This window comes from Pollutimonas subterranea (assembly GCF_002849655.1).
GTDB lineage: Bacteria > Pseudomonadota > Gammaproteobacteria > Burkholderiales > Burkholderiaceae_B > Pollutimonas > Pollutimonas subterranea.
Map to the genome: position 1 here is coordinate 25639 of NZ_PDNW01000011.1, position 19707 is coordinate 45345.

The window sequence follows — 19707 nt, forward strand, 5'->3', positions numbered from 1 at the left end:
AGAACCCGGCCGCGCTTCGCGCTGCGGCCGGGATGAACCGATTGCAGGGAAATCATATGAATGCAAGTGTCGAGGCGGCCGCCCCCAACATTCTCCTGAATGTGAACGGGATCGAGGTCATATACAACCACGTGATCCTGGTGCTCAAAGGCGTGTCGCTATGCGTGCCCGAAGGCAAGGTCGTGGCCCTGCTCGGCGCCAACGGCGCCGGCAAGACAACCACGCTGCGCGCCGTATCCAACCTGCTCAAGGCCGAGCGCGGCGACGTGACCAAGGGAAATATCGACTACCGGGGTGAACGCATTGAACGCCTTACACCCGCGGATCTCGTTAAAAGAGGGGTGGTGCAGGTCATGGAAGGGCGGCATTGTTTCGCCCACCTGACGATAGAAGAGAACCTGCTGACGGGCGCTTATACACGCAATATCAGCCGAGGCGAATTAAACGCTTCCCTCGACAAGGTTTACCAGTATTTTCCGCGACTCAAGCAGCGCCGTGGCAGTCAGTCGGGCTACACCTCGGGCGGTGAGCAGCAAATGACGGCTATTGGGCGGGCCCTGATGGCCAATCCGAACATGATCCTGCTCGATGAGCCGTCGATGGGGCTGGCGCCGCAGATCGTCGAGGAGATCTTCGAAATTGTCCGTGACCTGAACCAGCGCGAAGGCGTCAGCTTCCTGCTGGCTGAACAGAATACCAATATTGCCCTGCGCTATGCCGACTACGGTTATATCCTGGAGAACGGGCGCGTCATGATGGACGGAGCCGCCAAGGCCCTGGCCGAGAATGAAGACGTCAAAGAGTTCTACCTGGGCGTATCGAGCGGCGAGCGCAAGAGTTTCCGCGACAATAAGTTCTACCGGCGGCGCAAACGCTGGCTGGCCTAGAGGCAAGACTAATCATGAATACCTATTTCGAGGAACGCGAACGGGCCCCGGCGCCCGAGCGTGAGCAGGCCCTGTTGAACAGCCTGCCGGGTGCCCTGAAAGCGGCACGCGAGCGTGCTCCCGCCATTGCCCGCCAACTGCAGAATGTGGATACCGACAGCGTACAAGACCGGGCAACCCTTTCCCGGATTCCCGTAGTACGCAAGGGCGAACTACTACAGGCGCAACTTGCCATGCGCCAAGGCAAGGCCGGCCAGGAATTGCCGGCAGTCAGCCGGATCTTCGGTGGTTTCTCGGCCATCGGATGGGGCGAGGCGGCGCGGGTCTTTGCATCGCCGGGCCCTATCTACGAACCCGAAAGCAAGCGTCCCGACTACTGGGGATTTGCGCGAGCGCTTTACGCGGCGGGTTTCCGTCCGGGCGAGCTGGTCTATAACTGCTTCTCATACCATTTCACGCCGGCCGGCTCAATGATGGAAACGGCGGCGCACGCCCTGGGTTGCACGGTATTCCCTGGGGGGGTGGGCCAGACCGAACAGCAGGTGCAGGCCATCGCTGATCTGTCTCCGGCGGGTTATACCGGCACGCCCAGCTTTTTGAAATTGATACTGCAGAAAGCCGACGACATGGGGGTTAAGCTGCCGTCCATGACCAAGGCACTGTTTTCCGGCGAGGCGTTTCCGCCCTCGCTGTGCCAGTGGTTTGCCGAGCGCGGCATCACCGGATACCAGGCCTACGGCAGTGCCGACCTGGGCATGATTGCCTACGAAACGCCTGCACGTGAAGGTTTGGTGGTCAACGAAGACATCATCCTGGAAATCGTACGGCCCGGCAGCGACCAGCCCCTGCCGGCCGGCGAAGTGGGCGAGGTTGTTGTCACGACACTGAATCCCGATTATCCGCTGCTGCGCTTTGGCACGGGCGACCTGTCGGCCATTTTGCCGGGCATGTCCCCCTGCGGCCGTACGAATATTCGCATCAAGGGCTGGATGGGACGTGCCGACCAAACCACAAAAGTGCGCGGGATGTTCGTACATCCCGGCCAGATCGAACAGGTAATCAAGCGGCATGCCGAGGTCGGCAAGGCCAGGCTGGAAGTCAGCGGCAAGATCGGCAGCGACGTCATGGTCTTGAAGGTGGAGTGCGCCAGGCCCAGCCCCGAGCTTCTCGTGAAGGTGGCCGAGTCCGTGCGCGAGCTCACCAAATTGCGGGCCGAGATCGAAGCCGTCGAGCCCGGAAGCCTGCCCAACGACGGCAAGGTGATCGACGATATACGGAATTACGATTAAGTTTATTCATTTAGAATGAAGCCCGATACTTATCGTAAGGGGAATGTTATGCGTAAGCTCAAATACGCCGGAGGCGCCATCGCCGCAGGCACAGTGGCCCTGTTGGCAGGCATGCCGCTGGCTCATGCCGATACGCTCGATGTCGTCAAGGACCGCGGTGTGGTGCAATGCGGCGTGACCACCGGTTTTGCCGGGTTCTCGGCGCCCGACGCCAAGGGCGTATGGCAGGGACTGGACATCGACGTATGCCGTGCCGTGGCCGCTGCTGTCCTGGGCGATGCGTCCAAGTTCAAGGCAGTGCCGCTGAATTCGCAGCAACGGTTCACCGCCCTGCAATCCGGCGAAATCGACCTGCTGGCACGCAATACTACGGTTACGCAGCAGCGTGACACGGCGCTGGGCGCAATACACGCAGGCATCAATTTCTACGATGGCCAGGGCTTTCTGGTGCCCAAGGCGCTGGGCGTGAAAAGCGCGAAAGAACTCAATGGCGCAACCGTCTGCATGCAGACCGGCACGTCCAATGAAAATACCATGGCCGACTGGGCGCGCGCCAATAACGTCAACTACAAGCCGGTCGTCATTGAGCAGTTCAATGAAGTGGTCAATGCTTTTGCGGCGGGGCGCTGCGACGTGTTCACCACCGATGCGTCGGGCCTTGCCTCAATCCGTATCTCAAAGCTCAGTAATCCCGACGATTATGTCGTGTTGCCCGAGATCATCTCAAAAGAACCCCTGGGACCGTTCGTGCGTCAGGGCGACGACAGGTGGCTCAACCTGGTGAAGTGGTCCTTGCATGCCATGATCGGAGCGGAAGAGCTTGGTGTTACCGCTGCGAATGTCGACGAACAGCTGAAAAGTACCAACCCCAATATATCGCGCTTGCTGGGGGTTACGGCCGGGGCCGGCAAGAACCTGGGCGTCGACGAAAAATGGGCTTATAACATCATCAAGCAGGTCGGCAACTACGGCGAAAGCTTTGATCGCAACGTAGGCGAAGGCAGTCCATTGAAAATACAGCGTGGCTTGAATGCGCAATGGACCGACGGCGGATTGATGTACGCCTTGCCGGTGCGTTAACGAACCGGGTCAGCACGACCAACGAAAAAGCGTGGCTTTCGGCCACGCTTTTTCGTTTTCATGCCGGTGTCTTGATCTTATTCAATCGAGATATTGGCCGACTTGATCACCTTGGCCCATTTTTCGGTTTCGCTCTGGATGAAAGCGGCGAATTCTTCCGGGGTGCCGCCGGCCGATTGGCCGCCTGTTGCTTCAAAGGCTTTCTGGACTTCCGGCTTCTTAAGTATGTTGTTGAACGCGGCATTGAGCTTCTGGATGACCGCGTCGGGCGTGCCGGCAGGAGCAATGACGCCTTGCCAGTTATACGATTCAAAACCCGGCAGGCCGGATTCAGCCATGGTGGGGACATCTGGCAGCAATGCCAGGCGCTTGGCGCTGGTGACGGCCAGCGGATGCACCTTCTTGGCCTGGATCGCGGGCATGGCGGCATAGCCCATTTCAAACATCATGTCGATATGGCCCGCCATCAGGTCGGTTGCTGCGGGCGCTCCGCCCTTATAGGGCACATGGGAAAGTTGCATGCCAGCTTCGGAAGCGAACAGCTCGCCCGACAGATGGTGCGCACCACCTACGCCTGAGGACCCGAATGTGAGGCGGCCCGGATCCTTCTTGGCCAGGTCGATGAGTTCCTTCACGGTTTTCACGGGAACCTGGTTGTTTACGCTGAGGATGAGCGGGCTTTCTTCGATCAGGATGACCGGGGCGATGTCTTTCTGTACGTCGTACGACACGTTCTTGGGCATCAAGGTCGGGTTTACCGACAAGGGCGCAAGATTGCCGCTGCCGATGGTGTAGCCGTCCGGCTTGGACTTGACGATGAAGGCCGTGCCGATCACGCCGCCTGCACCCGCCTTGTTTTCGACAACGACGGATGTCTTGAGCTCGTCAGCCAGTTCACGCGCAAGCAGACGCATGCGGGTATCGGCAAAACCGCCCGCGGCGTAAGGCACGACAAAAGAGATGGACTTGGAAGGCCACGAATCATCGGCATGGGCCAAGCCGGGTGCGGCAACAGTGAAGAGCGCGCCGACCAGGGCGGTAGCGCCTATTTTTTTCAAGAGGATCATTTTATTCTCGGGATGGTGACGATCAAAAGTTCTTTCGCGATTGTAAGCGGAAAAAGACCTTATTTTCGGCGGCGATAAACCAGCGCAATGCGTGCGAAGGCCACTTGCAGTTCGCGGGTGCCGGCCTGGAATACGACAGGGCGACCTTTTCCAGTAAAGCAAACCAGCCGTTTCGATGCCACCAGGGGAATGAACTTGGCGAACTGAATGTCTTCCCAAGCGATTTCACGCCGGGTGATCCAGGTTTGCTCAATACCCTTGTGGGTTATGCGTGTTTCGGAGATCAGCATATAGCGCGCGAGCACCAGCAGGGCCACAAAACAGAATAGTATGCTGCCGGCAACCATGGGACTGACCGTTTTTCCGGTGGGGCCGGCCGCGACCTGCACTATCATCAGGCCGATAAATGCAAGGATCACACAGGCCAGTATCTTGATCCATTTGGGCCATGCAACGCCTCGCAAGGGAAGAGGTCCGATCGCCTCGAAAAGCTCGGATCGCTCTTCTTCGCTGGGAGCGTGTTGTGTTGAAAATAACATTAAGGCCTGTGGTTATGATGCAGCGACTGCGCTCGGCGCCAGCTTCAGGCCGCCTTGCGCGCCGCCAGGGCGTTGCCTGCGCGGCTGGAGGACTTATGACCGATATGGCCGGATATCCATTGGCCGATATCGACGACGGCGTCGAGATCGATGCCGGTATCGATATCCAGGCCGCGCAGCATGTATAGCACATCTTCGGTTGCCACATTCCCCGTTGCCCCTTTGGCATAGGGGCAGCCGCCCAGTCCGGCGACCGACGTATGAAAGATTGACACGCCCGCTTCCATGGCCGCCAGTATGTTGGCCAGTGACTGGCCATAGGTATCGTGAAAGTGTCCCGCTACGCGGGAGGGGTCGACGACCTCGGTCACGGCGCGCATCACTTGTCCGACACGGGCGGCCGTACCGACACCGATGGTATCGGCGACATCGATTTCATCGCAGCCCAATGCCAGCATGAGTTTGGCGACGTCCACTACCGATGCGATCGGGGTTTCACCTTGATAAGGGCATCCCAGCGAACAGCTGATACTGGCCCGCAGCCGCAGTCCCGCGGATTTGGCTGCCTCAGCGACTGGTTCGAAGCGCGCGATCGATTCTGCAATAGAGCAGTTGATATTCTTCTGTGAAAAAGCTTCGCTGGCTGCGCCGAAGATCACGACTTCGTCGATGCCGGCGGCCCGCGCAGCGTCGAAACCCCGCATATTGGGCGTGAGCGCGGAATAAATGGTGCCCGGCCTGCGCTGTATGCCGGCCATGACGTCTGTGCCGTCGGCCATTTGAGGCACCCATTTCGGTGACACGAACGACACTGCTTCTATGTTCGGGAAACCTGCCGCGGACAAGCGGTTGATGAGCTCGATCTTTACCGATGTCGCGATAAATTCTTTTTCATTCTGCAAGCCATCGCGTGGAGAGACCTCGACGATTTTCACTTTGGTAGGTAAAGACATGAAGAATTCCTTGGTATGGTTGCATGGGATAGCCGTTATCATAAAACGAGCCGGCCTGAATGACATCTTCAACGGCGCTGGAAACAGCCACCATCAAGCCTGACGACCATGTCCTGCAACTCCAGTTCAAGAAGGCTGGCTGTGAGTTCGGGCATGTCGAGCCGGCTTCTTTCCTGCAAGGTATCAAGATGGACCGGATCATAACCCAGTGCTTCGAGCACCCGTTGCCCCATCAAGCCCGTGACGGCTTTCTTGTTCCGCGGCCGTCCTTTTGCCGGCACCGCTGCGTCCGGGACACCCGACGACCCCAGTTCTTCACGTATGTCTTCGGCCGATTCAACCAGTTTCGCGCCTTGGCGGATCAAGGCATGGCAACCTCGCGACAGGGGTGAATGGATGGAACCGGGAATGGCAAAGACCTCGCGTCCCATTTCGGAGGCAAGCCGCGCCGTAATAAGGGATCCGCTTTGCTTGGCGGCTTCAACGACAAGGACTCCTTTGGCTATGCCGGCGACCAGCCGGTTGCGCTTGGGAAACTGATAGGGAAGCGCGCGGGTCCCCAAGGGAAATTCAGATATGAGCACACCGTCCTGTGCGATTCGGTGGGCCAGTTGCAGGTTTCGTGCCGGATAGACGATATCTATGCCAGTGCCCAGAATCGCGATGGTGCCGCCGCCTGATGGGCCGGCCAGCAAGGCGCCCTCGTGGGCCGCCGTGTCGATGCCCAAGGCAAGGCCGCTGGCGATGCACCATCCTTGTTCGGCAAGATGCCGGGCGAATGCCGTGGCGTTGTCGACACCGCCCGGACTTGCGCTGCGCGCGCCTACGATGGAAATAATGGGTTTGCCGAGATGGGCAGGATTGCCATTGACGTAGAGCAACAGCGGTGGATCATGGATATCGAGCAGGGAGCGCGGGTAAGACGAATCGGCCAGTGTCAGGATGTGGTGGTTGGCCTGCCTGCACCATGCCAGGGTGTTATGAATAGCTTGCTGAATGTCGTCGCCGGGATCGTTTCGAAGCTGTCTTGCCATGTCGTGGGGCACGAACTTGCTGAGCGATGCCGCTGAAAGCGAATAGATGTCCTGGGGCAGGCCTATGGCGGCAAGCAGGCTGCGCGCCTGCGCAGGGCCTAGCCCTGGTTCCAGCGACAGGCGTATCCAGGCGCTGAGTTCGTCGGTCGATAATGTTGCGTGCATACGCTAGTGTGGCATAAGGCAATGGTGGGCGGACGGCGGTGTGCTGCGAAAAGTCATAGTTGGCCGCGGCGTTGGCATTAACAAGGAGGAACAGACTGAGCTGTAATGTCCCGCCGCCACGTCCGGAATTCGGACAAAACGGGAATCCGTACAAAATTTGTTTTATCATAGAGACTTACCTGCATTTCGGACTAGTTTGATGGCTTTGCTCCCTATTCTTCGATATCCCGACCCTCGCTTGCACAAAGTTGCCAAGCCGGTTCAGGTCGTCGACGACCGCATTCGCACTTTGGTGCGCGACATGGCGGAAACCATGTACGACGCGCCCGGCGTCGGCCTGGCGGCTACCCAGGTCGACGTGCACGAACGCGTGGTGGTCATCGACGTCTCCGAAGACAGTAACGATCTGCGCGTACTGATAAACCCCGAAATCATCTGGAAAAGCGAAGAGACCCAGGTATATGAAGAAGGGTGTCTTTCAGTGCCCGGCATCTACGACGAAGTGCAGCGTGCGGCGCGTATCCGGGTGCGAACCCTGGACGAACAGGGCGAAACCCGCGAATTCGACGCCGAAGGCCTGCTTGCCGTATGTGTCCAGCACGAACTCGATCACCTGATGGGCAAGGTGTTTGTCGAGTATTTGTCTCCCCTCAAACAGAATCGCATCAAGACACGCCTGCGCAAACAAGAGCGTGAAGCTCTTAAGGTCTGATCCCGCCGGTACGTGCTTGGTACTATGCCTGTTCTAACTTTGAATTGGCGTTTCTATGCGTATAGTATTTGCAGGTACCCCCGAATTTGCCCGCCTGGCGCTCGATGCTCTCTTGCAGGCAGGTCACGAAGTACCGTTGGTACTGACCCAGCCGGATCGTCCATCGGGCCGCGGCCTGAAGTTGACGCCCAGTGCGGTGAAGCAGGGCGCTGTTGCCGCGGGAATTCCAGTTTGCCAACCGCGCAGCCTGAGGCTCGACGGCAAGTATCCCGACGAGGCGCAAGCGGCCCGGCAGGCCATGCTCGACGCAGCGCCCGAGTTGCTGGTGGTGGCCGCCTATGGCTTGATCCTGCCGCAATGGGTACTTGATCTACCCACTTACGGTTGTTTGAATATTCATGCCAGTCTTTTGCCACGATGGCGCGGGGCTGCCCCGATACAGCGCGCGATCGAGGCCGGTGATGAGCAGACGGGTATTACGATCATGCTGATGGATGCGGGCCTCGATACCGGAGCGATGCTGTTTACCCGCGCCTTGCCCATCACGCCCGAGCATAACGCGGCCTCCTTGCACGACGAGCTCGCCCAGCTGGGCGCCCAGGCAATTGTCCAAGCCATAGACGAGCTTCAACAGGGGACGCTCGTGTCGCAGCCTCAGCCCGAGCAAGGTGTCAGCTATGCGGCCAAGCTCGACAAGCAAGAGTCGCCGCTCGACTTTGCCCAGCCGGCAGCCGTACTCGCTCGCCGTATCCGGGCCTTTGATCCTGTCCCGGGCGCAACCATGCAGCTGCCGGGCTTGCCGGACCCTGTGAAAGTATGGAAGGCGCAAGCGCTCAATACAACTTCCCATGGTCCAGGCGACGGTGCGGCGCACGCCGCCACGCCTTCCGCGGAACCCGGCAGCGTACTGCGGGTCAGCGCGGAAGGGATCGACATCGCGACCGCCGACGGAGTGTTGCGCCTGCTGGAACTGCAGAAAGCCGGTGGTAAGCGCCAGCCGGTTGCTGCCTTTGTCCAGGGGTGGGCGGCTCCGTGAGCAATCCTGATCAAGCCTCAGTGTCTACGTCTACGCTGGATTACTACGCGCGCAACGCGGAGAGCTTCAAGGCCGGCACACTGGATCATGACGTCAGCCAGAACATGGCCGCCTTGTTGCGTCACATACAGGGTACGCCGCCGTATCGCCTGCTGGATTTCGGTTGCGGACCGGGCAGGGACCTGAAGGCATTCACAGCCATGGGCCATATCGCTACCGGACTCGACGGTACGGCGGCCTTTGTCGCCATGGCCCGGGAGGAATCCGGGTGCGAAGTCTGGCATCAGGACTTCCTGTCGCTGGAACTGCCCGGCAACACATTCGACGGCATATTCGCCAACGCTTCCCTGTTCCACATACCGACAAAGGCGTTGCCGCGGGTCCTTGGGCAGCTTCACTCGACCTTGAAGCCGGGCGGTGTCCTGTTCAGCTCGAATCCGCGAGGAAATAACCAGGAAGGCTGGAGCGGCGGACGCTATGGCGCCTATCACGACCTTGAGGCGTGGCGTGCCCTGCTGGCTGCCGCGGGCTTTACCGAGCTGGAGCATTATTATCGCCCTGAAGGCATGCCGCGCTACCAACAGCCGTGGCTGGCCACTGTGTGGCGGGCGAAGCGGGCCATTGACTGATCCTTGCCTTGTGCTACGATCTTTCGAGGCCTTTCAACTACCCGGAACCACCAACGATGACTTGCTATAAATTGGGCGACTTGACGCCTGTCATACATGAAACCGCGTTCGTCGCCGCCGAAGCTACCGTTATAGGCCTGGCTACCCTGCAAGCCAACAGCAGCATCTGGCCGGGTGCGGTCATTCGCGGGGATAACGAGCCCATCGTGGTCGGTGAAGGGTCCAATGTCCAGGAGGGTGCGGTTTTGCATACCGATCCGGGTTGCCCTCTTACTATAGGCCGGAACGTGACGATAGGGCATCAGGCCATGTTGCACGGCTGTACCATCGAGGATGGCACGCTGATCGGAATACAGGCCATTATCCTGAACCGCGCGGTGATCGGGCGAAACAGCCTTGTAGGCGCCGGCGCGGTGGTCACGGAAGGCAAGGTGTTTCCCGAGCGTTCGCTGATACTCGGCGCACCTGCCAAAGTGGTTCGTACCCTGACCGACGACGATATCGCGACCCTGCACAAAAACGCCACGGGCTATGCCGAACGCGCTGCGCGCTACAAAACCGATCTGGTCGCACTGTAAGCGCTTACTCGCTCAGGTTGTCTTGCACCCATTTTTCGCCGTCGCGCGCCAGATCCATCATGTGCTTGATGATCTGCACATCGGACTGGCCAAGAACGCGACCTCGTTCGGTAAAAGACGCCATGCTTTCCGCTGTGGGAAACCAGTCTTCCTCGGGCTGTAGCTCGAGCCCGTCCGCATGCTTGATGTTGCCGTTGGGCAGAATGTACCAGGTAGTCATAACGTAATAGTAAAGGATCAAAGGCCATTTATGCGTATCGTTATACCGGATGATTACCAGGACTGCGTGCGGCATCTGGACTGCTTCGGCAAGTTGGGGGCGGCCGCCGGCGCTGAGCACGATGTCACTATCTTCAATGACAGTGTTACCGATATCGACGCTTTGGCAGCGCGTTTTGCCGGGGCCCAGGCTTTGGTACTGATCCGCGAACGAACAAGCATTACAGCCCCGCTTCTGGACCGGCTGCCCGACTTGAAAATGATCAGTCAGACCGCCAAGGTTTCCGGCCACATCGATCTGGCCGCGTGTACAGCGCGGGGGATTGCCGTGGCTGAAGGTTTCGGCGACCCCACATCCACCGCCGAATTGACGTGGGCAATGATCATGGCCAGCCGCCGGCACTTGGTGACCGAGGTCAATCGCCTGAATAATGGCCAGTGGCAAGGCTGCCTGGGCCAACAATTGCGCGGACAGACAATGGGAGTATGGGGATACGGCCGTATCGGCAAGCTGGTGGCCGGCTACGCCAGGGCATTCGGCATGAAGGTCTGGATCTGGGGCCGTAGCGGCTCCATGGCCCGCGCCCAGGCTGATGGCTTCGATATCGCTCCTACGCGCGAACGCTTCTTCTCGGATAGCGACGTTATTTCCGTGCATCTGAGGCTGAACGGCGAAACCACCGGTATTGTGCAGGAAGACGACCTCGCAGCCATGAAGAAGACGGCCCTGTTCGTCAATACCAGCCGGGCCGAACTCGTTGCGCCCGGTGCATTGGCCGCGGCGCTGGATGCCGGCCGGCCCGGCTTTGCCGCGGTCGATGTCTACGAAGAAGAGCCCGTGCTTGGCGCGCGGCACCCTTTGCTCAATCGCGATAACGTTTTGTGCACGCCGCACATCGGTTATGTGGAGCGCGACAACTACGAGCTTTACCTGGGAACGGCCTTTGATAACCTGCTGGCCTATGCTGCCGGACGGCCGGTCAATCTGGCCAACCCTGAAGTGCTTGAAAAAATATAGCCCCGCATGAATCTTCTTCAGGACCCCGCGTAATGTCGCCAATCTCTTATGGGGCGACGCGTCCGTTTGCCGGTATTGCGTTTCTTGTACTGTCGGCATGGGCACTTTCCGGGCTGGATGCCAGCGGTAAATGGGTGATGGCGGCGGGGGTTTCCCTGCTCATGCTTTGCTGGGTGCGTTACGTCGTGCATTTTCTGCTGGTGCTGGGTTTGGTACTGCCCACGCGGGGGCGTGGCGTATTACGCAGCGTGCGGCCCGGAGCACAATTGCTGCGCGGCTCCGTGATGCTGCTGGCCACCTTGTCGTTCTTCAATACCCTGCGCTATCTGCCGCAGGCGGAAGCCACCGCCATCAACTTCCTGGCGCCATTGATCATGTTGTCGCTGGCGCCGTGGCTGCTGAAGGAGCCTGCGCGCATTTCGCGATGGGTGGGCGCTGCAGGCGGCTTTATCGGGGTGCTGATTATTATCCGGCCTGACGGTGGCCTGGATCCCACGGGCACGGTTTTCGGCCTTATTACCGCTTTTCTGTTTGCCGGGCAATTTATTGCCACGCGCCGTGTCGCCGTCGATGATCCTTTTACGACCCTGATCTGGAGCGGAGCGGTGGGCAGCGCGTGCCTTACCGTGGCGTTACCTTTCGTACTGCCCGCAGCATGGCCGTTCCTGGTAGCGCTGGAACCCTGGCATTGGCTGGTGCTCGTGTCGACCGGTTTTTGGGGGGCGGCAGGGCACTTGCTGCAGATCCAGGCCTATCGTCATGCTCCCGCATCCATGCTGGCGCCTTTTATCTACTTGCAGATCATCAGCGCGGCGACGCTGGGGTGGTTGATCTGGGATCAGTTTCCCGATGCCTTGACGTGGCTGGGTATCGCTATCATCTGTGCCAGCGGTGTGTCGCTGGGCCTTTGGGAATGGCGGGACAGCAGGCGACGGCGTTAGCGCGCCGTGCTGGAGCTTATACGCCTTAGTACCATCGGGGCGATATCCCCTGGGCTTCGTTAACTTTATAATCGCCGAATGACGAAAAAAATTCTTATTATTCGTACGTCTTCGCTGGGCGACCTGGTGCATATGCTACCGGCGATATCCGATATCGCCCGCCATGTGCCCGGCGCGCAAATTGACTGGATAGTCGAAGAAAGCTTTGCCGAGATCCCCTCGTGGCATCCGGCGGTACACGACGTGATACCGGTGGCGCATCGGCGCTGGCGCAAGCACTGGTGGGCCACCGAGACGCGGTTGGCGCGCGCCGCGCTGCGCAAGAACCTCGATGCCCGCCACTACGACATCGTGCTGGACATGCAGGCGCTGATGAAATCGGTATGGCTGGTACGCCAAACCCATGGCACGCGCCATGGCCTGGATCGGCGCTCCGCACGCGAGCCACTCGCCTCGTTCTTCTACGACGTGCGGCACACCGTCAATTTCTGGCAACCCGCGGTAAAGCGCCAACGCGAACTCGCAGCCGCCGCACTGGGATACGTCTACGACGGCGAGGCGGACTTCGGATTGCACGAAATCACCGACGGGGTCGAGGTCCAGCCTTATGCCGTCATCATGCCCTCGGCCAGCCGTGACGACAAACTATGGCCGCAAGAAGCGTGGCATAAAGTTTTCGGGCGCCTCCACGAGCATGGCCTTGACCTGAAGCTGCTGTCCGGCAGCCCTTCCGAAACGGAAAGGGCGACCCAGCTCGTCGCCGGCGATCCGCGCGCGCTGGTGCTTCCCCGCATGGATCTGTCCAATGTTGCAAAAGTATTGGCCGGTGCGCGTATCATGGTCGGGCTCGATAGCGGCCTTACCCATCTGTCGGCCGGCCTTGGTCGCCCCACCATAGGTATCTACAAGGCATCTACGCCAGTAAGAACCCCGCTCGAAGGCCCGGCGTATACCGCAAGCCTGGGCGAGCGCGGCAACGCGCCGTCGGCCGAAACGGTCCTGAGCGCGGTGGATCAAGCGCTTGCCTTCGATGATTCCGCCCACGCCGACTTTCCGGGCGGCAATGCTCCTGCCAAGTCCGGTGTCCCGCCTTTCGACTGAATGACTTGTCCGGCATGCTTGGACTAGACTTTCAGTATCCGCCGTTTGTGTTCAGTCATCGACATACTATTTGAATCTTTTTTCCTACTCCCTCGTCGTCCGATTGCTTACGCCGGCCTTTCTAGGCTGGATGGCTATACGCGCCCGGCGTTCCGGGCGTAACTGGGGGGTCTGCTCAGGGTCGCGATTCGGTCGATACGCGCAACGCAGCGATCTGGCGAATCCGGTCTGGGTGCATGCGGTAAGCCTCGGAGAGACCCGGGCCGCGCAGCCTTTTATCCAGGCTTTGCTCGATGAGGGTGAAACCGTATTGCTCACCCACATGACGGTGACAGGCCGTGACGAGGGCAGCCGCAGCTTTGCCGATGCCATACGGCAGGGGCGGCTGGTGCAGGAATGGCTGCCTTACGATTTCCCCGGCAGCACACGACGGTTCATGGCCCATTATCGGCCGCGCGCCGGGGTACTGATCGAACGCGAGGTATGGCCCAATCTGCTGCATGCCGCGCGCCGCAGTCATGTACCGATGGTGTTGGCCAGCGCGCGCTTTTCAGATCGGTCATTGCGGCACAGCCTGCATGCCGGACGCGTAATGCGCGACGCTTATGCCAGTTTCACGGCAGTGTATGCCCAGACCCTGCACGATGCACAGCGCCTGGAACAGGCGGGGGCGTCCGCAGTACGGGTTTCGGGGAACTTCAAGTTCGATATTTCCTTGCCGCAGGACAAGATACTGCGCGGACGGCAGTTTGCTGCGGCCTTGCCGCGGAAAATCATCGTCATAGCCAGTACGCGTGAAGGCGAGGACGAAATGTTCATCAACGCCATTGCGCGCCAGGTGAAGCGCGCGCAAGCCCAGGGAACCGATATTGAAGAGCAGGTGCTTTATTGCCTGATCCCGCGTCATCCCGAAAGGTTCGGGCAGGCTGCCCAGCTGCTCGCCGATGCCGAGCTCTCGTTCGTCAGGCGCTCAGAGTTCCTGGAAATGGGTGACTGCACCGCAAGCGCACTGAAGGCGTGCAGCGGCGTGTCGGTCTTGCTTGGCGATAGTCTGGGAGAGATGCCGCGTTATTACGCAATGGGTCAAGTGGCTATTGTGGCGGGTAGCTTTGCGCCACTGGGTGGACAGAATCTCATTGAAGCGTGCGCGATAGGCGTGCCTGTCCTGGTAGGGCCTCACACCCGCAACTTCGAACAAGCCGTCGTGGACGCGGTCGACGAAGGGGCCGCAATGCGCGTGGCAAACGCCGACGCCGCCGTGCAAGCCGCAGGGCAGCTGCTGGCCGACCCGCAACGACTGACGCGTATGGGCCAGGCCGGAGAACACTGGGTTCGCAAGCACACGGGGGCGGTTGCACGCGTGCTTGCCGGCCTGAATGAAATCAGGAACTCATCCTGACGGCTCTAAAGCCCATGGTACTTGCGACCAAGTTCCAGCGTGGCTTCGAAGAAACCGGCCTTGCTGCCGCAGTCATATCGTATGCCTTCATATTCAAGGCCGAATACGGCCCGGGCTTCCAATAGGCTGGCTATCCCGTCGGTAAGCTGGATTTCACCTCCCACGCCGGCCTGTGTTTGGCGCAGGTGCTCGAAAATTTCCGGTTCAAGCACATAACGGCCTACGACGGCCAGCGTAGATGGCGCAAGCGAAGGCTCGGGCTTCTCGACCATGCCGCGCAGGCGCATGGTCTTTTCGTTGACGGCTTCACCCGAAATGATGCCGTATTTGTTTGTGTGCTCGCGCTCGATATTCTGGATGGCCAGGACGCTGCCATCCTGCTGGTGAGCGGCTTCCACCAACTGCTGCGTAACCGATGTCTTGGCATCGATCAGGTCGTCGGCCAGCAACACCACGAACGGTTCGTTTCCCACGATGGGCGCCGCGCATAGCACCGCATGCCCCAGTCCTAGCGGGGTTTGCTGCCGGGTGTAGATGCAGTTGACGTATGACGGAATGATATTGCGTATGGCCGCGAGCAGTTCGGTCTTGTTCTTGGCTTCCAGATCAGCCTCAAGCTCGGGTACACGGTCGAAATGGTCTTCAATGGCGCGCTTGTTGCGACCGGTGATGAAAATCAAATCTGTTATTCCTGCCGCGATGGCTTCCTCAACCGCGTACTGGATGAGTGGCTTGTCGACGATGGGCAGCATTTCCTTCGGCATCGCTTTGGTGGCCGGTAGAAAACGTGTGCCCATGCCGGCGACGGGGAAAACAGCTTTGCGGATTGGTTTCATTTTGCGTCGATCTTTCCATGGTTGTACGGGAGAGTCAAAATCATAGGTTGTGCAGCCTTGCGGGCTCGGCGTATTAGCAATCACCGTGCCTATGGCGTCAGTGCGCATAATATGCCACGGACCGCGATCCGGCTGCATTCGTCTTACAGCCGGTGCTTTGATATATTATGGCAGTGTTCCATGCACGACTTCAGTAGCGCCATCGCAGGCAGCCGGGGCAATTCCGTTATGCGTTTTTTATTCCTGATCGTTCTCGTTGCCAATGTGGCCGTGTTGGCCTATGGGCAAGGTTTTTTTGGCACGCCCCCTAGCGAACAGGGGCGCGAGCCGCGCCAGCTGTCCGAGCGCAACCAGCACGCCATCACCCTGGGCCAGCCGCTGCAGCCCGGCCAACTGCGCTAAAGCAGTTCGGGCGCCAGGCTGGCCAGACCGTCCAGCACGGGGTTGGGCAGCCAACGGATAGGTTCGGCGGCCAAGCCCAGGTCTTTCCGGGCTTTCGTCAGCAGTCGCTGTGCTTCATCCTCGATCATGTCCCAGCCCCCGCCTGCGCTATACACCATAGGCGGCACGCCGAATCTTTCCAGTCCTTCGCGCCATTGGCGCAACAAGGCGCCGGCCTGGGCCGCGGCAATGCCGGTGGCAATGGCCTGATGGGTATGTATGGGAAACGCCACGGCCTCGCCGTTTCCTTCAGGCAGGTTGGCCGTGCCGGCGGCCAGCGACGAGCGCATCAATGCAGGGCCAGGCAGGATCAGCCCTCCATGGAATAGACGGGTCCCTTGTTCGTTATCCTTCGGACCTAGGGTATCGAGCGTGGTGGCCGTCCCAAAAGTGGCCAGCATTGCCGCTTCATCGGTATGCCGGGCCAGGCCCATCATGGACACCCACCGGTCTGCGCCCAGTTGCTCGGGGACTTCGTATGCGTTCGTGATGCCCCCGGCCATGCGCCCGCTGTGGACCCACCGTATTTCCAGTGAATGAAGGCGTTGCAAGGTCTCGGCAAGATCGCGCGCTACGCTCGCGCCCGCTACGTTGACGCCTATGGCTGCAATCGGGGTGAATGCGAGCTGTTTCGTCCGCAGCGCGAGTTCAGCCACATCGACATGGCGCAATGCAAGGGCGGCATCCTCGCGGCGGCCCGTGGCGATATCCAGCCATCCGATTTTTATCCGGGTGTTTCCCGCATCAATCAGCAAAATCACGGTCTTGCTCCTTGCGCGCGTACCGAAATGTCGCCGACAGAGATGGGCGTTTCACCCGTATGCGTGCGTACCAGCAGTTGCCCCAGATCGTTGACGCCACAGGCAATGCCGGCGTGTGTCAGCCGTCCTTCGTCGAGTACGTTTATGTGTTGTCCAGCCAGGATATCGACTTCGGCATAGCGCTCCGGCAAACCGGCAAATCCGCGCGCTGTTACGTCGTTCAGGCTGGTATACCAGGCATTTGCGATACCGGCCACGATATCGACCGCGTCGACGGCGGCGGCATGGGCGTCCTCCCGGGTGATTTCCGACCAGTCCGCCACTTGGCGGTCCAGCGATTGGCTTAGCGCCCGCGCATCGTTCAGATTGATGCCCATGCCGATAACAGCGACGTAATGGTCAGCCGACAATCGCGATGTGCCGGCGCGCGTGACCTCCACGAGTATCCCCGCCAGCTTCGCGAGCCCCCACTGGATATCGTTAGGCCACTTCATGCTTAACTGATTGCGTAGCGTTGGCTGGATCAGGCGGCGCAGTGCTTCGCATGCGGCCAGCCCTGCCAATGGAGAAAGCGCGGGGAGTCGCTGCGAAGGAAGAAACACATCGAAAGCGCAGGAAAACATCAGGTTGGCGCCAGCCCGATTCTGCCAACTGCGTCCCGCCCGGCCGCGGCCGCGCTCTTGCAAATGAGCGCCCAGCAGCCAGGGGCGTGCAAGCGGGCCGTCGCTCGAACGGGCCCTGGCCATAAGGTCGGCATTCGTTGACAGCGTGCTCTGCACCCAGTCGATCTGATGGAAGTTTGGCAACGCGTGCGTCAAGGCGGCCTGCAGCTGCCCGGGGGCCGGCATGGAGGGGGAAGGCAAGGTAGACATTAATTCGGTGATCGTCGAGTGGCGTAGAATGATCGGGCCTCCGTTATAACTCAAACCGCCTACCATGCAAGCTCGTACCGCGAAAATTTCCTTCCAGGGCGCTGCCGGCCCAATTGATTGTGTGCTGGACACACCAATGGGCGCAGCGCGCGGCTGGGCCCTGGTTCTCCATCCGCATCCCTTGCACGGGGGCGCTCGTGAGAACAAAATCGTTACCACGATAGCGCGTGCCTGCGTGCAGAACGGCTTGATTGCCGTGCGTCCCAACTTCCGCGGAGTCGGGAATTCGGCTGGTGAATTTGATATGGCGGTAGGTGAAACCGCCGATATGCTGCAATTGGTGGAACAGTTCCAGCAGGCGTATCCCGATGCCGCGGCCGGGAAATGGGTGCTGGCCGGTTTTTCATTCGGCACATCGGTTGCCGCCCAGGTGTATTCACACTTGGGTGAACACGCCGGAAGAACGCCCGATGCCCTCTTGCTGGCCGGTTCTGCGGTAGATCGCTTCAAATTTCGCGACATCAATGTTCCCGAAGACACCTTCCTGGTGCACGGCGAAGTCGATGAAGTCGTTCCGCTGTCCGAGGCAATGGAGTTCGGGCGCCAACATAGCTTGCCCGTGGTTGTCGTGCCGGATGCCAGCCATTTTTTTCATGGCAAGCTCATTATCCTGCGCCAGCTCATCGAGCAACGCCTGGCATCGGTCTGATGCAGGATCGGGCAGCGCGCTGTTTGCCGATTTCAGTTTCAATTTCTTTCTGTTTTAATGTTGAAACATCGCGTTGCTAGTCGCAATAGGCTCGCCGCTCTGCCTATAATAGTTGCCTTGTGCCGTTTGTTTTACCGGCCGATTTTCTTTACGATATGGCGATGATCATCACAAAACCCCGTTTTCAATTCTCACGAGTCTCACATTTTCTTGCGGGATTGGCGCTGGTAGTTTCGCCCATCTGCGCCGTCTCCCAGACTTCTGCTCCCGCTGCGGCACCTGCGCCCGCGGAAGCGCCTGTCGCCGGCACAGGCGCGCCGGTCGGCGCTCTTATCGATAGCGCCGTCATGGTTGGCGAACTGGCCACGGTGCCGGCGCCCACCCTTACGGCGCGGGCATGGCTTACGCTCGATGTAAACAGCGGGCAGTTCATTGCGTCGCAGAATCCCGACGAAAAAGTCGAACCCGCCTCGCTGACCAAGCTCATGACGGCCTATCTGGTTTTCGAGGCCATCGAAGAAAAGCGCCTGTCGCTGGATCAGACCGTGAACATTTCGGAGAAAGCCTGGAAAACCGAAGGCTCGCGCATGTTCGTCAAGCCCAATACGCAGGTGGCTGTCAGCGATCTTTTGCAAGGGCTGATTGTCCAGTCCGGCAATGATGCGACGGTAGCCCTGGCGGAAGCGGTAGCGGGAAGCGAAACCGCTTTTGCCGCCTTGATGAACGAAGAAGCGGCAAGGCAGGGCCTGAAGGACACTCATTTCGTGAACTCCACGGGCTTGCCCGACCCTGCCCACATGACAACGGTGCGCGACCTTGCCATCATGGCACGGAACATCGTCACAAAGCATCCGCAGCATCTGCATTATTACAGCCAGAAAGAATATACCTACAACAACATCAAGCAAAACAACCGTAACCGCCTTCTCTGGACCGATCCCACGGTCGATGGCCTCAAAACAGGGCATACGTCTTCGGCGGGTTATTGCCTGGTCGCCACAGCCTTGCGCGATGGCCGCCGCGTTGTGTCGGTCATCGTCGGCGCAGCCAGCGATTCTGCACGTATTGAAAACAGCCTGAAGTTGTTGAACTGGAGCTTCCAGAATTTCGACACGGTCAAGCTGTTCGACAACGCCCAGCCTGCGGTGAAGGCCCGGGTTTGGGAAGGTCAGGCTGAAACAGTGAATCTTGGTGGCCTGGAACCCATGTGGGTCACGGTGCCCCGTGGCAAGGGCCCCGAAGTCAAGCCAGTCGCACAATACACGCAGCCACTCGTTGCTCCGCTCAAGAGCGGCGCCAAGGTCGGCACCGTGTCCTTGTCGCTCGATGGAAAATTGCTGCGCCAGGAACCTTTGTACATATTGGACGATGTCCAGGAAGCAGGGTTTTTCGGCCGAATGTACGACAAAGTCCGTTTGATGTTTGAATAATAATAAGGTTC

Annotated in this window: 22 protein-coding genes; 14 read left to right on the forward strand and 8 right to left on the reverse strand. The window is 59.5% G+C overall.

Features of this window, described 5'->3' with window-relative positions; all coding sequences use genetic code 11:
* Nucleotides 1-56 precede the first annotated feature (56 nt).
* From CR159_RS13280 to CR159_RS13290, 3 genes are read left to right on the forward strand one after another with little or no spacing between them, the layout of a single operon-like run.
* On the forward strand, nt 57-887 hold the full coding sequence (locus CR159_RS13280; RefSeq protein WP_102074446.1) for an ABC transporter ATP-binding protein: 831 nt from the start codon (nt 57-59) through the stop codon (nt 885-887).
* A 14-nt stretch (nt 888-901) separates the two neighbouring features.
* The gene (locus CR159_RS13285; RefSeq protein ID WP_102074447.1) at nt 902-2176 is read left to right on the forward strand and encodes a phenylacetate--CoA ligase family protein; all 1275 of its coding nucleotides are present in this window, start codon (nt 902-904) and stop codon (nt 2174-2176) included.
* A gap of 48 nt (nt 2177-2224) precedes the next feature.
* A complete protein-coding gene (locus tag CR159_RS13290; RefSeq protein WP_102074558.1) occupies nt 2225-3256 on the forward strand; it encodes an amino acid ABC transporter substrate-binding protein in 1032 nt (343 codons plus the stop codon).
* A gap of 77 nt (nt 3257-3333) precedes the next feature.
* On the opposite strand, the gene CR159_RS13295 is transcribed toward CR159_RS13290, so the two are convergent.
* The 4 genes from CR159_RS13295 to dprA all read right to left on the reverse strand — a co-directional run bounded on the left by CR159_RS13295 (nt 3334) and on the right by dprA (nt 7014).
* Entirely contained in the window at nt 3334-4323 is a 990-nt protein-coding gene (locus tag CR159_RS13295; protein WP_102074448.1) for a Bug family tripartite tricarboxylate transporter substrate binding protein, read from the reverse strand.
* 59 nt (nt 4324-4382) lie between these two features.
* Nucleotides 4383-4862, reverse strand: coding sequence for a hypothetical protein (locus CR159_RS13300; RefSeq protein WP_102074449.1), 480 nt, complete (start codon nt 4860-4862; stop codon nt 4383-4385).
* A gap of 44 nt (nt 4863-4906) precedes the next feature.
* A complete protein-coding gene (locus tag CR159_RS13305) occupies nt 4907-5815 on the reverse strand; it encodes a hydroxymethylglutaryl-CoA lyase (RefSeq protein ID WP_102074450.1) in 909 nt (302 codons plus the stop codon).
* Between the two features lie 68 nt (nt 5816-5883).
* Nucleotides 5884-7014 (reverse strand): DNA-processing protein DprA, encoded by a 1131-nt coding sequence (gene dprA / locus CR159_RS13310; RefSeq protein ID WP_102074451.1) that lies wholly within the window; start codon nt 7012-7014, stop codon nt 5884-5886.
* A 199-nt stretch (nt 7015-7213) separates the two neighbouring features.
* Here dprA and def point away from each other — a divergent pair, with 199 nt between their 5' ends.
* From def to CR159_RS13330, 4 genes are read left to right on the forward strand one after another with little or no spacing between them, the layout of a single operon-like run.
* Complete coding sequence (gene def / locus CR159_RS13315; protein WP_102074452.1) at nt 7214-7726, forward strand: peptide deformylase; 513 nt, start codon at nt 7214-7216, stop codon at nt 7724-7726.
* Between the two features lie 55 nt (nt 7727-7781).
* Nucleotides 7782-8762: a methionyl-tRNA formyltransferase gene (fmt, locus tag CR159_RS13320; RefSeq protein WP_102074453.1), complete on the forward strand. Its 981-nt coding sequence runs from the start codon at nt 7782-7784 to the stop codon at nt 8760-8762.
* A complete protein-coding gene (locus CR159_RS13325) occupies nt 8759-9391 on the forward strand; it encodes a class I SAM-dependent DNA methyltransferase (RefSeq protein WP_233208312.1) in 633 nt (210 codons plus the stop codon). Before fmt ends, CR159_RS13325 begins: the two co-directional genes overlap by 4 nt.
* Before the next feature lie 56 nt (nt 9392-9447).
* Nucleotides 9448-9969 carry a gamma carbonic anhydrase family protein gene (locus CR159_RS13330; protein WP_102074454.1) on the forward strand — a complete coding sequence of 174 codons (522 nt, stop codon included), beginning with the start codon at nt 9448-9450 and terminating at the stop codon, nt 9967-9969.
* Between the two features lie 4 nt (nt 9970-9973).
* On the opposite strand, the gene CR159_RS13335 is transcribed toward CR159_RS13330, so the two are convergent.
* Nucleotides 9974-10189: a hypothetical protein gene (locus CR159_RS13335; RefSeq protein WP_102074455.1), complete on the reverse strand. Its 216-nt coding sequence runs from the start codon at nt 10187-10189 to the stop codon at nt 9974-9976.
* A gap of 30 nt (nt 10190-10219) precedes the next feature.
* On the opposite strand from CR159_RS13335, the gene CR159_RS13340 reads away from it, so the two are divergent.
* The 4 genes from CR159_RS13340 to CR159_RS13355 all read left to right on the forward strand — a co-directional run bounded on the left by CR159_RS13340 (nt 10220) and on the right by CR159_RS13355 (nt 14647).
* Nucleotides 10220-11206, forward strand: a complete 987-nt coding sequence (locus CR159_RS13340) for a D-2-hydroxyacid dehydrogenase family protein (RefSeq protein WP_102074456.1) — start codon at nt 10220-10222, stop codon at nt 11204-11206.
* A gap of 32 nt (nt 11207-11238) precedes the next feature.
* Nucleotides 11239-12147: a DMT family transporter gene (locus tag CR159_RS13345; RefSeq protein WP_102074457.1), complete on the forward strand. Its 909-nt coding sequence runs from the start codon at nt 11239-11241 to the stop codon at nt 12145-12147.
* Nucleotides 12148-12225: 78 nt separating this feature from the next.
* A complete protein-coding gene (gene waaC, locus CR159_RS13350) occupies nt 12226-13248 on the forward strand; it encodes a lipopolysaccharide heptosyltransferase I (RefSeq protein WP_102074458.1) in 1023 nt (340 codons plus the stop codon).
* Nucleotides 13249-13318: 70 nt separating this feature from the next.
* On the forward strand, nt 13319-14647 hold the full coding sequence (locus CR159_RS13355) for a 3-deoxy-D-manno-octulosonic acid transferase (RefSeq protein WP_102074459.1): 1329 nt from the start codon (nt 13319-13321) through the stop codon (nt 14645-14647).
* A gap of 5 nt (nt 14648-14652) precedes the next feature.
* On the opposite strand, the gene galU is transcribed toward CR159_RS13355, so the two are convergent.
* Nucleotides 14653-15483 carry a UTP--glucose-1-phosphate uridylyltransferase GalU gene (gene galU, locus CR159_RS13360; protein WP_102074560.1) on the reverse strand — a complete coding sequence of 277 codons (831 nt, stop codon included), beginning with the start codon at nt 15481-15483 and terminating at the stop codon, nt 14653-14655.
* 180 nt (nt 15484-15663) lie between these two features.
* Between galU and CR159_RS13365 the strand changes: the two genes are divergently transcribed.
* Entirely contained in the window at nt 15664-15885 is a 222-nt protein-coding gene (locus tag CR159_RS13365) for a hypothetical protein (RefSeq protein ID WP_102074460.1), read from the forward strand.
* Here the strand turns inward: CR159_RS13365 and CR159_RS13370 are convergent.
* Complete coding sequence (locus tag CR159_RS13370) at nt 15882-16685, reverse strand: type III pantothenate kinase (protein WP_102074461.1); 804 nt, start codon at nt 16683-16685, stop codon at nt 15882-15884. The genes CR159_RS13365 and CR159_RS13370 overlap by 4 nt on opposite strands.
* On the reverse strand, nt 16682-17557 hold the full coding sequence (locus CR159_RS13375) for a biotin--[acetyl-CoA-carboxylase] ligase (RefSeq protein WP_102074561.1): 876 nt from the start codon (nt 17555-17557) through the stop codon (nt 16682-16684). The genes CR159_RS13370 and CR159_RS13375 overlap by 4 nt, the downstream gene beginning before the upstream one ends.
* A 64-nt stretch (nt 17558-17621) precedes the next feature.
* Here CR159_RS13375 and CR159_RS13380 point away from each other — a divergent pair, with 64 nt between their 5' ends.
* Together CR159_RS13380 and CR159_RS13385 are read left to right on the forward strand one after the other, a co-directional pair.
* Complete coding sequence (locus CR159_RS13380) at nt 17622-18266, forward strand: alpha/beta hydrolase (protein ID WP_102074462.1); 645 nt, start codon at nt 17622-17624, stop codon at nt 18264-18266.
* 161 nt (nt 18267-18427) lie between these two features.
* The gene (locus tag CR159_RS13385) at nt 18428-19696 is read left to right on the forward strand and encodes a D-alanyl-D-alanine carboxypeptidase family protein (protein ID WP_102074463.1); all 1269 of its coding nucleotides are present in this window, start codon (nt 18428-18430) and stop codon (nt 19694-19696) included.
* The last annotated feature ends 11 nt before the right edge of the window (nt 19697-19707 follow it).

Coding starts and splice junctions, on each gene's coding strand:
- CR159_RS13385 (WP_102074463.1), top strand. CDS start 18,428: ATGATCATCACAAAACCCCGTTTTCAATTCTCACGAGTCTCACATTTT.
- CR159_RS13345 (WP_102074457.1), top strand. CDS start 11,239: ATGTCGCCAATCTCTTATGGGGCGACGCGTCCGTTTGCCGGTATTGCG.
- CR159_RS13295 (WP_102074448.1), bottom strand. CDS start 4,323: ATGATCCTCTTGAAAAAAATAGGCGCTACCGCCCTGGTCGGCGCGCTC.
- CR159_RS13335 (WP_102074455.1), bottom strand. CDS start 10,189: ATGACTACCTGGTACATTCTGCCCAACGGCAACATCAAGCATGCGGAC.
- CR159_RS13300 (WP_102074449.1), bottom strand. CDS start 4,862: ATGTTATTTTCAACACAACACGCTCCCAGCGAAGAAGAGCGATCCGAG.
- CR159_RS13330 (WP_102074454.1), top strand. CDS start 9,448: ATGACTTGCTATAAATTGGGCGACTTGACGCCTGTCATACATGAAACC.
- CR159_RS13305 (WP_102074450.1), bottom strand. CDS start 5,815: ATGTCTTTACCTACCAAAGTGAAAATCGTCGAGGTCTCTCCACGCGAT.
- waaC (WP_102074458.1), top strand. CDS start 12,226: ATGACGAAAAAAATTCTTATTATTCGTACGTCTTCGCTGGGCGACCTG.
- CR159_RS13280 (WP_102074446.1), top strand. CDS start 57: ATGAATGCAAGTGTCGAGGCGGCCGCCCCCAACATTCTCCTGAATGTG.
- CR159_RS13340 (WP_102074456.1), top strand. CDS start 10,220: ATGCGTATCGTTATACCGGATGATTACCAGGACTGCGTGCGGCATCTG.
- CR159_RS13375 (WP_102074561.1), bottom strand. CDS start 17,557: ATGTCTACCTTGCCTTCCCCCTCCATGCCGGCCCCCGGGCAGCTGCAG.
- CR159_RS13365 (WP_102074460.1), top strand. CDS start 15,664: ATGCACGACTTCAGTAGCGCCATCGCAGGCAGCCGGGGCAATTCCGTT.
- dprA (WP_102074451.1), bottom strand. CDS start 7,014: ATGCACGCAACATTATCGACCGACGAACTCAGCGCCTGGATACGCCTG.
- fmt (WP_102074453.1), top strand. CDS start 7,782: ATGCGTATAGTATTTGCAGGTACCCCCGAATTTGCCCGCCTGGCGCTC.
- CR159_RS13380 (WP_102074462.1), top strand. CDS start 17,622: ATGCAAGCTCGTACCGCGAAAATTTCCTTCCAGGGCGCTGCCGGCCCA.
- CR159_RS13290 (WP_102074558.1), top strand. CDS start 2,225: ATGCGTAAGCTCAAATACGCCGGAGGCGCCATCGCCGCAGGCACAGTG.
- def (WP_102074452.1), top strand. CDS start 7,214: ATGGCTTTGCTCCCTATTCTTCGATATCCCGACCCTCGCTTGCACAAA.
- CR159_RS13285 (WP_102074447.1), top strand. CDS start 902: ATGAATACCTATTTCGAGGAACGCGAACGGGCCCCGGCGCCCGAGCGT.
- galU (WP_102074560.1), bottom strand. CDS start 15,483: ATGAAACCAATCCGCAAAGCTGTTTTCCCCGTCGCCGGCATGGGCACA.